This is a genomic window from Actinomyces sp. Z5, from assembly GCF_003287795.1.
GTDB lineage: Bacteria > Actinomycetota > Actinomycetes > Actinomycetales > Actinomycetaceae > Actinomyces > Actinomyces glycerinitolerans.
The window spans coordinates 70,590-84,726 of the sequence record NZ_QMIN01000076.1; the positions used below are offsets into that span (position 1 = coordinate 70,590).

Below are 14,137 nucleotides of genomic sequence, written 5' to 3' on the forward strand. Positions count from 1 at the left end.
TCGGTGCCGGAGTAGTAGTGCGCGTCCCGGTAGCGGGGGCGCATCAGGTTCTCCGGGCTGAGCAGCTCGTCGAGCGTGGCCTCGTCAAGCAGGCCCATCTCCAGCACGACCTCGCGCACGTTGCGTCCGGAACGGGCACATTCGCGCCCCACCAGGTCGCCATTGTGGTGGCCGATCACCTCGTTCAAATAGGTGACGATGCCGATGGAGTTCATGACGTTGCGGCGGCAGACCTCCGCGTTGGCCTGAATTCCCACCACGCACAGGTCCTTGAGCGTCACCAGCGCGTGGCGCAGCAGGCGGATGGACTCGAAGCAGGCCTGGGCGATCACCGGCTCCATCACGTTGAGCTGCAGCTGCCCGGCCTCCGCGGCCATCGTCACCGTCAGGTCGTTGCCGATCACCTTGAAGCAGACCTGGTTGACCACCTCGGGGATGACCGGGTTGACCTTGGCGGGCATGATCGAGGAGCCGGCCTGCCGCTCCGGCAGTCGGATCTCGGCCAGCCCCGCCCGCGGCCCGGAGGACAGCAGCCGCAGGTCGTTGCAGATCTTGGACAGCTTCACGGCCAGCCGCTTGATGGCGGCGTGCATGGACACGTAGGCGCCGGTGTCGCCGGTGGCCTCCAGCAGGTTGTGGGCGCCGGTGACCCGCAGCCCGGTGACTTCCGCCAGGTGGCGTACCACCGCCTCCCGGTAGCCGGGCGGGGTGTTCAGTCCGGTGCCGATCGCGGTGGCCCCCAGGTTGACCTCCAGCAGCAGCGCCGAGTTGTTCATCAGCCGCGGGATCTCCTCGTCCAGCAGCTCGGCGAAGGCGCGGAACTCCGAACCCAGGCTCATGGGGACGGCGTCCTGCAGCTGGGTGCGCCCCATCTTGAGCACGTCGGCGAACTCCTTGCCCTTGGCCAGCAGGGCGTCGATCAGGTCGCACAGGTCCATCTCCAGGGCGTTGACGGCCCGGTACATGCCCAGCCGGAAGCCGGTCGGGTAGGCGTCGTTGGTGGACTGGGACTTGTTGACGTGGTCGTTGGGGTTGACGATGTCGTAGCGGCCCTTGGCATAGCCCAGGTGCTCCAGGGCGAGGTTGGCGATGACCTCGTTGGTGTTCATGTTGACGCTGGTGCCGGCGCCGCCCTGGAAGACGTCGATCGGGAACTGGTCCAGGCAGCGGCCCGCCTTCAGCACCTGCTCGCAGGCCCATACGATCGCGTCGGCGATGTCCTCGGCGACGGTGCCCAGTTCCTTGTTGGTCAGGGCGGAGGCCTGCTTGACCTCCACCATGCCGCGCACGAACTCCTCCTGGTCCCCCACGGTCTCCTTGGAGATGCGGAAGTTCTCGGTGGCGCGCAGGGTGTGAATCCCCCAGTAGGCGTCCAGGGGCACCTGCCGGGTGCCCAGCAGGTCCTCCTCGGTACGGGTGGCTGTGGTGGCTGGGGTCATGATTCCTCCGTCCGCGCCGCGGGGCGCTCACCGCCGTCGGCCGGGGTGCCCTGCGGGGAGTCGACGGCGCCTGCCCCGCACCCTGCCGACCTTACCGGCCCGCGCACCTGCGGGTGCCGCGCAGCGCCGTCCGCCGGCATTCCGTCCCCGGCGGCAAGGGCCGCTAGCATCGGCGCATGGACCAGCTCAGCGCCCCGGCCGTCACGGCCCTGCGGGAGGCGCAGAACACGCTCATCGAGCATTCCCTGGACCGCATCAGCGCGGCCCTCCCCTGGTATCACACGCTGTCATCCGCCTCGCGCGACCAGATTCAGAAGGTGGCACGGGTGGGCGTGACCATGTTCGTGGACTCGGTGGGTGAGCGGGGCGCGGAGGTGGACCCCTCAGGCATCTTCAACGTCGCCCCGGTTGCGCTGACCGGCGCCGTAACCCTGGAGCAGACCCTGGATCTGGTGCGCACCGTCGTCGACGTCGTCGAGGAGGAGGCCCCCAACGTCGTCCCGGCCGCCGGGCATGACGCCGTCCGGGTGCGGGTACTCACCTTCGGCCGCGACGTCGGCTTCGCCGCGGCGAAGGTGTACGCCCGCGTGGCCGAGGCCCGCGGCGCCTGGGACGCCCGTCTGGAGTCGGTGGCGGTCGACGCGATGCTGCACGACTCCGCCGACGACGCCGCCACCCGCGCCGGCGCCGCCGGCTGGCGCGGCACCGGGCCCGTCGTCGCCATCGTGGCGCGCACGGTGCTGGATGCCCTGGCCACTTCCCGACTGCGGCACGAGTGCCGCCAGTGGGCGCAGGACTGCCTGGTCTCGGTGCACAGCGACTCGGTGATCGTGGTACTCGGCGGCGATTCCGCCGATGAGACGGCCGATGCCGCGGCGCAACGGACACGGCTGGTCGCCGCCGCCGACCGCATCGCCGTGGAACTGGACGGGGCTGTGGTGATCGGGCCGGTGGTCGACGGCGTCGCCCAGGCCGGCCGGTCCCTGCGCTCGGCACTGGCGGGGCTGCGTGCGCTGCCCGGCTGGGCCGAGGCCCCCAACCCGGTGCGCGCCGACGACCTGCTGCCCGAACGCCTACTCGACGGCGACCCGCTGGCGGTCGAACAGATTCGGGCACTGGTAACCGAACCGCTGCGGGAGATGGGCGAGCTCTACGAGGAGACCGTCGCCACCTACCTGGCACTGGGCCGGAGCCTGGAGATGACGGCGCGTACTCTGTTCGTCCACGCCAACACCGTCCGCTACCGGCTGGGGCGCGTCAGCAAGCAGACCGGTTGGGACGCGACCGACGCCCGCGACGGCCTGGTGCTGCACCTGGCGGTGATCGTCGGCCGGCTCGCCGCCGGCCACTCGCACTAGCCGCCCGGACCGGCCCCGACACCACCCGATCCTTCACAACCAAGCCCATCAGCACGAAAGAACCAAGGAGAACGCCATGGCCGACACCCCCACCGATATCCTCGCCGCCGTTACCGAAATCGTCGCGGAAGAGGCCGATGTGGACACCACACTGGTCTCGCCGGAGACCCGTTTCGCCGACGACCTCGACATCGACTCCCTGGGGCTGCTGACCATCGCCACCCAGGTGGAGGAGCGCTTCGGCGTCACACTCGACGACGCGCTCATTCCGACCGTGAAAACCGTTGGCGCACTCGTGGACCTCGTGGGCGCTCAGAAGCGCTGAAGACCCCGACCGTCTCGACGCCGCCGAGCAGCCCGTGTCGCCCGCATCCGCCCTCGATCCACGCGCCGTCGTCGTAACCGGGCTGGGAAGCACCAACCCGCTGGCCGGAGACGCGCCCGGCACGTGGCGGGCGCTGCACGCCGGCCACTCGGCGGTGCGCCCACTGGATGCCGGATGGGCGGGAGACCTGCCCGTGCGGATCGCCGCGCCGCTCGCCGTCGACCCCGCCACGCAGCTGTCCACCCGGCAGCGGCGTCGGCTGGACCGGTCGAGCCAATGCGCGCTGGTGGCCGCCCACGAGGCATGGTCGGCCGCCGGTGCCCCGGAGGCGGATCCCGAGCGGCTGGCGGTGTCCGTGTCGCCCGGCATCGGGCCGGTGCTGTCCGTCATGGGCGCCTGGGACGCCCTGCGCGAGCAGGGGCCGCGGCGGGTGGCGCCGACGGCGATACCGGCGCTCATGCCCAATGCGCCGGCCGCCGCGGTGGGGCTGGAGCTGGGGGCGCGGGCCGGCGTGCACGCGCCGGTGTCGGCGTGCGCGTCTGGGGCGGAGGCGATCGCCTACGGGGCCGACCTGATCGCCCTGGGGCGCGCCGACGTCGTCGTCGCCGGGGGCACGGACGCCGCCCTGCACCCGATGGTGATGGCGGCCTTCGCCGCCATGCGCGCCCTGTCCACCCGCAATGACGACCCGGCCGGCGCCTCGCGCCCATTCGCTCCGGATCGGGACGGCTTCGTGCTGGGTGAGGGGGCCGGCGTGCTGGTGCTGGAGGCGGCCGAGCATGCGGCCGCGCGGGGCGCGCGTGCACTGGCGGTCCTGGCCGGGAGCGCGGTCACGGCCGACGCCTACGACGCCGTGCGCCCGGAGCCCGGCGGTGCCCAGCAGGAGCGGGCGCTGCGCCTGGCCTTGCAGCGCGCCGGGCTGGAGGCCGCACAGGTCGGGCACGTCAACGCCCACGCCACCTCCACGCCCGCGGGCGACGCGGTGGAGGCGGCGGTGCTGGCGCGGATCGTGCCCGGGGCGGGCGTGTCGGCGACCAAGTCCGTCACCGGGCATCTGCTCGGCGGGGCGGGCGGCCTGGAGGCGGTGCTGACGGTGATGGCGCTGTACGAGCGTCGACTGCCGCCGACGCTGCTTCCCGGCGGTATCGACCCGGCCATCACGGGACTCGGCCTGGACGTGGTGGGACCGGAGGGACGGGATGCCCCCGGGCTGGAAGCGGCCGTGAGCACGTCCTTCGGCTTCGGAGGCCACAACGTGGCGCTCGCCTTCACCCGCCTTCCCTAGCTTCCAAAGTCACCAAGACCGGTGGACCCGCCCCCAAGACCGGTAGCCAAAACCACCGAAGTCGGTTGATCTTACGTACCGAGGTCGGTCGAAGTGGCGGGCGGAGCGCTGGGGCTGCAAGGCGGCCGGTCGCGGAGGCTCAGCCGACTCGGTGCAACCAGCGCACGGGGGCACCGGCACCGGCGTAACGGAAGGGCTCGAGCTCGTCGTCCCAGGCCTGCCCGAGGGCGAGGTCGAGCTGGCGGCGCATGACCGCGGGCTGGTCGGCGTGGGCCAGGGCGGCACGCACCCGGTCCTCGGGAACCACGACGTTGCCGTGCACATCGGTTTGCGCGTGGAAGATGCCCAGGTCGGGGGTGTGCGACCAGCGTCCGCCGTCGTAACCGGGCGACGCCTCCTCCGTGACCTCGTAGCGGAGGTTCGCCCAGCCGCGCAGGGCACTGGTGAGTTGAGCGCCGGTGCCGACGCGTCCGACCCAGCTGGTCTCGGCACGCATCATCCCGGGTGCGGCGGGCTGCTCGGTCCACTCGAAGTGGACACGACTACCCAGCACCTCGGCCACGGCCCACTCGATGTGCGGGCACAGGGCGCGGGGCGCGGAGTGCACGAAAAGTACACCGCGGGTGTAGGCACCGTTCACGGGGATCGCCTCCTGGTTGTTCCGAGATTCGTCTTCCCCAACGTTCTCGAATCATCCGGGCGCTTCGCGTGACGCACGCGGCGTGCGATATCATGATGCCAGAGCCGAAGGCGCAATGCCAGCCGCCGGGCCGACATCACCGCATCCGGAGACGTGCCGCCCGTCTCAGGCCGCGCCGGTGCCGCGGCGGGCGCGGATCACGGCGTGTGGTCCAGCATCGCCAGGATCGTGTACCTACCGGGCAAGCGCTCAGGGGCCGGCGGGTCCCGCAGGCGCAGGGAGGGATGCGCCTAGTTGGACCGCGTTCCTCCAGTTGGACCGCGTTCCTCCAGTTGGACCCCTGTCCCCCCGTTGGACCGCCGTAGCCGCCGGTTACAGCGGTCCAACGGGGCGTGGGCGGTCCAAGCAGGGGCAGGCCGCCACTTGCACACCGCCGACCCGCGGCGCCGGCGGTGTCCTCAGGATGCCCACCGGTACACCAGCCCTCCGCCGCACGCCTGGCGATCAGCCGTCCGCTTGCCTCTACGATCACGGGCATGCCAGCTGAAACGAAGGACTCTTCTCGACGTCTGCAGTTGTGGGAGCACGTCACCGAGTGGCCGCTCATCGTCGCCGCCGTCCTCTTCCTCACCGCCTATGCCTGGGAGGTGATCGCGGACCTTCAGGGTTCTGCCCGGCGTCTCCCCGATGCGGTGATGAACGTCGTTTGGGTCGTGTTCGCCGTGGACTACGGTGCCCGTCTCGCCCTGGCCTCCGATCGTCGCCACTGGTTCGCCCACCACCTGCTGGACCTCGCCATGGTGGCGCTGCCCATGTTGCGGCCGCTTCGGCTGGTACGGCTGTTGGCCCTGGTCGGCGTCCTTCAGCGCAGCGCCGGGACCGCCCTGCGAGGACGGATTACCGCCTACACGGCAGGGAGCGTGGCACTGCTCTCCCTCGTGGCTTCGTTGGCGGTATTGGACGCCGAACGCGGAGCACCGGGAGCCTCCATTACCAGCTTTCCGGACGCGCTGTGGTGGTCGCTGGTCACCATCACCACCGTCGGTTACGGTGACCTCGCACCCGTCACGACCGTCGGCCGAGCCACCGCAATACTGCTAATGATTGGCGGCGTAGCACTGATCGGCGTGGTGACCGCCACGCTCGCCTCCTGGATCATCTCCCTGGTCGCCGAGGAGAACGCCGAGCAGGAGGCGGCTACGCGCGCTCAGGTCGCAGACCTACAAGGTGAAATCGCCGCACTCTCCGAGCAGATCCAGCGCCTTACGGAGCCACGCGCCGCAGTCGCGGGTGCCGCGCTGGTTGAAGACGACAAAAGCCCCGCCCGTGAGGGCGAGGCCGACGTTCGGCTCCCGCGGTTGGACTCGAACCAACAACCCTCCGATTAACAGTCGGATGCTCTGCCATTGAGCTACGCGGGATCGCGCTTGGCGCGGGTGGAACTTTAGCAAGCCGCGGGCGCCGACGTCGAATCTGCCCCGTTGCTCAACCTGGCGCCAGCGCACCGGAAAGTCAGCCTGTGGGCAGTCCCACACCGTCGCGGGCGCGCCGGATGAGCTCCTCCAGCGCCGCGCCGTCGGCCGCGTCCAGTGCCGCTGCGTCATCGGTGGACAGGTCGGAGGCCGTGTACAAGCGACCATCCGAGTCGCGGCGCACACTGACGGTTACACGTCGACCAGCCGGCAGCTGCCCGGTGACCGCGTGCACCAGGGCCGACTCGACCCCCTGCCGCAACGCGCGGGCGAACGGGGCGACATCCACCGCCACGGCCTTCTCCCCGCGGCTGACCGCCTCGGGCACCGTCAGCACCAGCGGCCGGCGGGTCGCATCCGTCCAGGTGAGTGTGAAGGTCGCGGCCTGGGCGTCCCAGCGGCCGCGCTCAACCTCATGCCAGCCCCGCCTCAGTTCGACCCCGCCGTGGCCGACAACCGTCAGATAGTTGGCGGTGGCCGCGGCCCAGCGGGAGTCGTCCTCAACCAGTGGCACCGCCCCGAGCAGGGGGCCGTCGTCGGGCACCATTGCCGCCAGGACGGGTGGGATCGCGGCGCGGCGACGCAGGCGCGCGGCAACACCGGAGCGCCATGCGGGCCGGGCGAAAGAGGCTTTACGGATCGGCGCCATCATGCCCCTCAGGCTAGCCGCCACCGACGGCGACGCGCACCCGAGTGCGAGACGCGCCGCGGAACGTGCGAGGATGGCCCCATGGCATACCGCGACATCCGCATTATCGGCGACCCGGTGCTGCGCACCGTGTGCGACCCGATCACCGACATCGACGACTCCGTCAAGTCACTGGTGGAGGACCTGCTCGAGACCGTCAACGAGGACGGCCGCGCGGGCCTGGCCGCCAACCAGATCGGCGTCAGCCTGCGCGCCTTCTCCTGGCACATCGACGGCGAGATCGGCTACATCCTCAACCCCCGGATCGTCGAGCTCTCCAAGGACGAGTTCCAGGACGGCGAGGAGGGCTGCCTGTCGGTGCCCGGCCTGTGGTACCCGACGGAGCGCGCCTGGTACGCGCGCGCCGAGGGCATCGACCTGGACGGCAAGAAGGTGGTCGTCGAGGGCGAGGAGCTCATGGGACGTTGCATCCAGCACGAATGCGACCACCTGGACGGACACCTGTACCTGGACCGCCTGTCGCGCAAGAACCGGGCCAAGGCCATGCGCGAGCTGCGCGAACGCGGGCTGTAACCCCCGCGCCGCCCGGGCCACTACTCGCCGACCTGCTCCGAGCGATCCTCGCGGTCTGCTCGCAGCCTAACCGGTTCAGGCCCCGCGGGCCATCTGCATGCGTCGGTTCTCCAGGCCGACGATCTCCTCGAACAGCTCCCGGTAGCCGTCCTCATTAGGGTTCATGCGCCGTTGCCGTGAGCGCAGCTCCGTAAGTCGCCGGTTGATGCCCGTGCGGGCCAGCGAGGACAGCACGCCCGAGGCATAGCGCTCGACGGCGTCCGGATCCGGTTCGGCCTCGCGGTTGCCCCGCGGGGCGGGCAGCGGAAGCGGGGCGACGGCGAGCTCGGTCACCGCGGCGGCGATCGGCCCAATGGCACCCGCACGCACCTGCTCCAGCCAGTGCGTGGTGGCGCGCTTGACCGCGTCGGGTCCCGTTAGTCCCGCCGCCTGCGCCTGCTGCACGAGCCCGTCCACCTCGGCCGCTCCCCCGGCCGCTTCGATCGCCTCGAAGACCGCGCGATGGACCGGCACGGAGAAGGCCACCGCGTTGATGTCATCCGCACCCACACGGGCCGCCACCTGTGGTGCCTGCACGATGACCTCCAGCGCCTGCCGTTCAAGCTTCTCCACCGGATCGGTCACCGGCGGCAGGCCGGGCCGCTCGACCGGGCCCGCCGTGGTCAACTCGTCGGGCGGCCCGAACTGGCTGTTCTGGCTGTACGGTCCCGGCCCGCCGGCGGGGTTGGCGGCGTGCCCGCCGCGGCGCTCATAGGCGCGCACGGCGCCCACCGCCTCGGACTCCGGCAGTCCCAGCCAGCCGGCCAGGCGCCGGGTGTATTCGCGCTTGAGCGCCCGGTCGCGGATACCGGCGACGACGGGCGCGGCCGAGCGCAGGCCCTGTACGCGCCCCTCGGCGGTGTCCAGGTTGAGGTTGGCCAGGGAGGCGCGAATGACGAACTCGAACAGGGGCACGCGCCGGCTCAGCAGGCGGGGAATCGCATCCGGGCCCTCCTCCATGCGCAGGTCGCACGGATCCAGGCCGCGCGGCTCGACGGCGACGAAGGTCTGGGCGGCGAAGTGCTGGTCCTCCCCATAGGCGCGCAGGGCGGCCTTCTGGCCGGCGGCGTCGCCGTCGAAGGTGAAGATGATCTCCCCGCCGCGGGTCCGGTTGCCGGCGATCACCCCGGCGGAGGGGTCGGCGGCGTCCCCGAGCAGGCGGCGCACGATGCGCACGTGGTCCGGGCCGAAGGCGGTGCCGCAGGTGGCCACGGCCGTGGTCACCCCGGACAGGTGGGCGGCCATCACGTCCGTGTAGCCCTCGACGACGACGATCTTGTGGGAGCGGGCGATCTCCGCCTTGGCCAGGTCCAGGCCGTAAAGGACCTGGCCCTTGTGGTAGATGGCGGTCTCGGGCGTGTTGAGGTACTTGGGGACGGTCTTGTCCGCGTCCGACAGGCGGCGCCCGCCGAAGCCGACCGTGGCGCCGGTGACGTCCCGAATGGGCCACATCAGCCGGTCGCGGAAGCGGTCGTAGATGCGCCCGGAGCTGCCGCGCCCGCACAGTCCGGACTCCACCAGTTCCCGCTCGGTGAAGCCGTGGGAGCGCAGCACGCCCGCCAGATTGTCCCACCCCTCCGGGGCATAGCCCACCCCGAAGTGGGCGGCGGTGTTGCGGTCGAAACCACGACCGGTCAGGAAGTCCCGTCCGGTCTGGGCGGCCGGTGTGGCCAGCTGCTCCTGGAACCAGGACTCGGCCAGGCGGTTGGCCTCCAGCAGCCGCTGCCGAGTGCCCGGCTCGACGCCGCGTTTGACCGTCCCGCCCTCCTCGTAGCGCAGTTGCACGCCCACGCGACCGGCCAGGTACTCCACCGCCTCCGTGAAGGACAGGTGATTGATCTTCTGCACGAAGTCGATGACGTCGCCGCCCTCGCCGCAGCCGAAGCAGTGCCACAGCCCCAGCTGGGGGCGGACGTTGAAGGAGGGGGTGCGCTCGTCGTGGAAGGGACACAGGCCCTTCAGGGAGCCCACTCCCCCGCTTTTGAGCGTGACGTGCTCGCCGACGACGTCCTCGATTTTGGCGCGCTCGCGCACCGCGTCGATGTCCTCGCGCTTGATCAGTCCCGCCATGGCCTCATCCTAGGCGAGGGGTGCGACAGGAATGGACGGCGATTGCCCCAGCCGACTCCGCCCACGGCCGGGCAGTAACGGCTTGCACCGCGGGAAGTGCTCACACCGCGGACAGCAACCCGCACAGGCGGGCATGCCAGGCCTGCGCGGAGGTGTCGGTCAGGGAGGCGATCTGGTCCACCACGGCCCGGAGGCGCCCGGCGTCGTCGGCGGCCTGGTGCCAGGCGGCCGCGAAGATGGGCTCCAGGTGCGCACCGTTGCTCTCGAGCAGGGCGTCGGCGAGGTCGAACAGTTCGGTGCGCTGGCGCAGGTAGACGGGCTCATGCTCGCGGGGTGCCATCACATAGCGCACGGCCGCGCCCTTGAGCACCAGGATCTCGGCGGAGGTCTCCTCGGGAATGACCAGGTCGGCGTCGTAGCGGGTCAGTGGCCCCTCCCCGAAGACCTCCCGGGTGGCACGCGCGACTGCGGAGACGAAACGGCCGATGAGCTGGCTGGTGAGGTTCTTCAGCTGTGCCGCGTCCGCCAGTGCCCCCGTGTAACTGTGTATCCAGAACGGTTGCGCGGCCAGGCGCTCCCAGGCGGCGCCGAGCGCGTCGGCGCTCATGCGCCCGCCGTACCAGGCACGGGTGGCGTCGACGACGGTGACGACCTCGGCGGGGTCGGCGAGCCGGGCGGGGTCCATCTTGAACAGGGCGATGGCATCCTCGACGTCGTGCACGGAGTAGCCGACGTCGTCGGAGAAGTCCATGATCTGGGCCTCCAGGCAACGGCGGTTGGCGGGAGCACCGGCACGCATCCAGGAGAAGATCTCGCGGTCGTCGTCGTAGCAGCAGTACTTGACCGCGGAGCGACCACCGGGGCCGCCCGGCCCCTCGCCCTTGGCCCACGGGTACTTGGCGACCGCGTCCAGGCTGGCGCGGGTGAGGTTCACGCCCACGCCGCGCCCGTGGGCGTCCAGGGTCTTGGGCTCCAGGCGCGTGAGGATACGGAAGGTCTGCGCATTGCCCTCGAAGCCGCCGATGGACTCGGCCACCACGTTCAGGGCCTGCTCCCCGTTGTGCCCATAGGGCGGGTGGCCCAGGTCGTGGGACAGGCAGGCCGCGTCGACGACGTCGGGATCACAGCCCAGCGCCTGCCCTAGGGCGCGACCCACCTGGGCGACCTCCAGGGAGTGAGTCAGCCGGGTGCGCACGAAGTCGTCCGCGGAGGGCCCCAGCACCTGTGTCTTGGCGCCCAGGCGGCGCAGGGCGGAGGAGTGCAGCACCCGGGCGCGATCGCGCTCGAAGGGCGTGCGCTGCGGATTCTTGGGCGGCTCGGGCAAGAAGCGCGCCACATCGTCGGCGCCGTAGCCCACCAGGTCACCGGTGTCCTCGCCCATGACGCCGCCTGCCTCCGGCGCGACGGCGGCCGGTGAGTGCGGATGTGAGATGGACATGAGTCCAACGTATCGCAGCACTTGTGGCAGCGGCGTTCCTGACGGCGGGTTACTATGAGTCACGCTCTAGCCGAATGGCTTAGCAGGATGTCTTGTCATCGGGCAGCGCCCGTGCCCGTGCGGGCCCGGGTCAGCCCGCAGGTCCGGGGCACAACCCGGCGGAAGGGAGCCAGTTGCCGTGAGCACCACGACGACGCTCATCCACCGCGCATACGCCGGCCCGGTCGAGTGGTGGCGCGACACGCTCGTATACGAGGTCGTCTCCCCCGAGCTTGGGGCTGAGCAGCTGGGCGATCTGGGCAATATCTGCGAGCATGTCGTCTCCCTCGGCTTCGGGGCCGTACTGATACGCCCTTCCCGTCTGGCTACCAGCACCGACATCGCCGAGTTCCGCCGCTTCGCCGATCGCGCCCACGAGCAGGGTCTGCGCGTGATCGTGCGCATCTCCGGCGCACTGGGGCCGGTGACCGGACTCCACGCCCACGAGGCCAACCCGATTCTGGTCGGCGAGGAACGCGGCTTCGAAGGCCTGGTGGAAAGGGCCGGCTGTTTCCTCGCCGCCGGCGCCGACGGCGTGGATCTGGGCACGATCATCCCACCCGAGGTGTGGGACCAGTCGGATCTGCAACGACTCAGCAACTATTTCACGCTGATGCAGTCCCTGTTGGCACAGCACGTGCCCGATGGGACGCTGGGTGCGGACGTCTCCGCCAGCTACCCCGACGCGCTGCGCCATCACCTCCAGGACGACTGGCTGCACCACCTGCGCGACGACCGACTCATGCTCTCACGCTGGGACCCCCAGTCGCTCACCGACGCCATCACCCATTCCCTGCGCGAGCACGACCGCTTCGGCGCCGCCCCCGTGTGGCGCTTCCTGCCCGGCTACCGACTGGTGGATCGGGCCAACCCCGGTGACGGCAGCCGCTGGTTCGAGACCGCGCCCGACCCGGAGCTGCGGCGGCGTGCGCTGGCACTGCAGGCGTTGGTACTGGCGCTGCCCGGCTCCGTCTACCTGCGCCAGGGTGATGAGATCGGTCTGCCCGACGCAGACAAGCCCACCGACCCGCTGGCGCTGGCCGAGTTGGTGCAGACACAGGCCGCTTCTCAGGGCACCCAGTTCGGCTCACCGCTGGCCACCGTTCGCCATGCCACCTATGTACGCCACGAGCACCATCTTGCAGCGGCGCCCTTCGCCTTCGTGCAGGGCCTGGACTGGTCTCCACGGGACGTGCTGACGGCGCTGACGCGGGATGTGCTAGTGCTGGTCAACACCTCCTCGCGGGCGCTCTTGTTGCCGGAGCACGCCGAGGTGCTGTTGTCCTCCGCGCAGCTCGGGCAAGACGGCGACAACCTGGTCGTGCCCCCGGCGACGACGGTCTGGGCGGCCGCGGCGACTGTCGCCTAAGGTACTTTTCTGCAACAACTTTGCAGCAAGACCCCCTTCTCCTTGCATGGCTTGCACAGGCGCGTTACATTTTTTGCCGTCAATCGCAAGCTCCCATCCGATTCGAAGGAGAATCACGGTGTCCCTCAATCGCCGGTCGTTCCTCTCTATGACCGCTATCGCCACCACCCTCGCCGCCGCTGCCGCCTGTGGCTCAGACAACACCTCCACCGCCGCCTCGCAGGCCCCGGCCGAAGCCACCGACGGCTCCACCGACGAGCAGGTCGTCCGCGACACCAACGCCGACCTGGTCATCTGGACCGACGAGGTCAAGGCGGGCGCGCTCAAGGACATCGCCCAGCAGTGGGGCGACGAACAGGACATCACCGTGGCGGTGCAAACAGTCGCCAACGACGAATTGCAATCCAACTTCATCGCCGCCAACTCGGCCGGCAACGGCCCGGACATGATCGTGGCCGCACACGACTGGATCGGCAACCTGGTGCAGAACGGCGCCATCTCCCCCATCACCCTCGACTCGGCCGCCGAGTCCAACTACAGCCAGGTCGCCCTAGACGCCGTGACCTACGACGGCCAGTACTACGGCGTGCCCTACTGCGTGGAAACGCTGGGCCTGTTCGTCAACACGGACCTCACCGACGTCACCGAGCCCGCCACCATCGAGGAGCTCGTCGAGGCCGGCCAGGCCTCCGGCGCCGACGTCGTGCTCTCCCTGCCCGTGGGCGAGTCCGGAGACGCCTACCACATGGAGCCGCTGTACACCTCCGGCGGCGGCTACCTGTTCGGCACCAAGAGCGACGGCTCCCTGGACGCCACCGACGTCGGCGTCGGCGGCGAGGGGTCCATCGCCGCCGCCGAGAAGATCGGTGGACTGGGCGAGCAGGGCGTGCTGGCCACCTCCGTCACCAGCGACAACGCCATCTCCCTGTTCACCGAGGGCAAGGCCGCCTACCTGATCTCCGGCCCCTGGGCACTGGGCGACATCAACACCGCCGGCATCAACTTCGAGCTGTCCAAGATCCCCGGCTTCGAGGGCATGGAGGACGCCCGCCCCTTCGCCGGCGTCAACGCCTTCTACGTGGCCGCCGCCGGCGCCAACAAGGCCTTTGCGGAGACTTTCGTGGCCGACGTCGCCAAGGACTCCACCATCGCGGAGGCCATGTACGCGATCAACCCGCTGCCGCCGGTCCAGGAGGACCTGGCCAGCAAGCTGGAGTCGAGCGACGCCAACATGGTCAAGTTCATGGAGTTTGCAGAGAACGCCGACCCGATGCCGGCAATCCCCGAGATGTCCGCCGTCTGGGGCCCGCTGGGCATGGCCGAGGCCAACATCGTCGGTGGTTCGGACCCCGAGTCCACCATGACCAGCGCCGGCGACGAGATCCGTTCCACGCTCGGACTGTGAACCGCGGGTGAGGGCCGGCGGCCTCGCCGCCGGCCC

12 protein-coding genes and 1 tRNA gene are annotated in these 14,137 nt (G+C 70.5%); 7 read left to right on the plus strand and 6 right to left on the minus strand.

Translation table 11 applies throughout. The features are described from left to right. Nucleotides 1–1,439 (minus strand): aspartate ammonia-lyase (gene aspA, locus DRB06_RS10900; protein WP_111819949.1); only part of this gene is annotated, 1,439 nt, incomplete at its 3' end. Between the two features lie 176 nt (nucleotides 1,440–1,615). On the opposite strand from aspA, the gene DRB06_RS10905 reads away from it, so the two are divergent. From DRB06_RS10905 to DRB06_RS10915, 3 genes are all read left to right on the plus strand, one after another. Then, nucleotides 1,616–2,797 carry a CdaR family transcriptional regulator gene (locus DRB06_RS10905; RefSeq protein WP_111819950.1) on the plus strand — a complete coding sequence of 394 codons (1,182 nt, stop codon included), beginning with the start codon at nucleotides 1,616–1,618 and terminating at the stop codon, nucleotides 2,795–2,797. A gap of 76 nt (nucleotides 2,798–2,873) precedes the next feature. Beyond that, entirely contained in the window at nucleotides 2,874–3,122 is a 249-nt protein-coding gene (locus DRB06_RS10910) for an acyl carrier protein (protein WP_108967315.1), read from the plus strand. 34 nt (nucleotides 3,123–3,156) lie between these two features. Beyond that, entirely contained in the window at nucleotides 3,157–4,407 is a 1,251-nt protein-coding gene (locus tag DRB06_RS10915) for a beta-ketoacyl synthase (protein WP_111819951.1), read from the plus strand. Between the two features lie 139 nt (nucleotides 4,408–4,546). Here the strand turns inward: DRB06_RS10915 and DRB06_RS10920 are convergent, their stop codons facing one another. After that, nucleotides 4,547–5,047, minus strand: coding sequence for a DUF3145 domain-containing protein (locus DRB06_RS10920; RefSeq protein ID WP_073331744.1), 501 nt, complete (start codon nucleotides 5,045–5,047; stop codon nucleotides 4,547–4,549). A 797-nt stretch (nucleotides 5,048–5,844) separates the two neighbouring features. On the opposite strand from DRB06_RS10920, the gene DRB06_RS16860 reads away from it, so the two are divergent. Beyond that, on the plus strand, nucleotides 5,845–6,435 hold the full coding sequence (locus tag DRB06_RS16860) for an ion channel (protein WP_395994446.1): 591 nt from the start codon (nucleotides 5,845–5,847) through the stop codon (nucleotides 6,433–6,435). Here DRB06_RS16860 and DRB06_RS10930 read toward each other — a convergent pair. Continuing rightward, a tRNA-Asn gene (locus DRB06_RS10930) sits at nucleotides 6,397–6,468 on the minus strand. The two genes, DRB06_RS16860 and DRB06_RS10930, sit on opposite strands and share 39 nt — an antisense overlap. Before the next feature lie 91 nt (nucleotides 6,469–6,559). Next, nucleotides 6,560–7,171, minus strand: coding sequence for a hypothetical protein (locus DRB06_RS10935; protein WP_258522240.1), 612 nt, complete (start codon nucleotides 7,169–7,171; stop codon nucleotides 6,560–6,562). Nucleotides 7,172–7,249: 78 nt separating this feature from the next. On the opposite strand from DRB06_RS10935, the gene def reads away from it, so the two are divergent. Further along, complete coding sequence (gene def, locus DRB06_RS10940) at nucleotides 7,250–7,741, plus strand: peptide deformylase (RefSeq protein WP_073331741.1); 492 nt, start codon at nucleotides 7,250–7,252, stop codon at nucleotides 7,739–7,741. A gap of 75 nt (nucleotides 7,742–7,816) precedes the next feature. Here the strand turns inward: def and dnaG are convergent, their stop codons facing one another. Next, nucleotides 7,817–9,850: a DNA primase gene (dnaG, locus tag DRB06_RS10945; RefSeq protein WP_073331739.1), complete on the minus strand. Its 2,034-nt coding sequence runs from the start codon at nucleotides 9,848–9,850 to the stop codon at nucleotides 7,817–7,819. Nucleotides 9,851–9,950: 100 nt separating this feature from the next. Then, nucleotides 9,951–11,231, minus strand: a complete 1,281-nt coding sequence (locus tag DRB06_RS10950; protein ID WP_395994447.1) for a deoxyguanosinetriphosphate triphosphohydrolase — start codon at nucleotides 11,229–11,231, stop codon at nucleotides 9,951–9,953. 235 nt (nucleotides 11,232–11,466) lie between these two features. On the opposite strand from DRB06_RS10950, the gene DRB06_RS10955 reads away from it, so the two are divergent. Together DRB06_RS10955 and DRB06_RS10960 are read left to right on the plus strand one after the other, a co-directional pair. After that, the gene (locus DRB06_RS10955) at nucleotides 11,467–12,696 is read left to right on the plus strand and encodes a glycosidase (RefSeq protein ID WP_108967321.1); all 1,230 of its coding nucleotides are present in this window, start codon (nucleotides 11,467–11,469) and stop codon (nucleotides 12,694–12,696) included. Nucleotides 12,697–12,814: 118 nt separating this feature from the next. Next, on the plus strand, nucleotides 12,815–14,101 hold the full coding sequence (locus DRB06_RS10960; RefSeq protein WP_073331732.1) for an extracellular solute-binding protein: 1,287 nt from the start codon (nucleotides 12,815–12,817) through the stop codon (nucleotides 14,099–14,101). Nucleotides 14,102–14,137 lie beyond the last annotated feature (36 nt).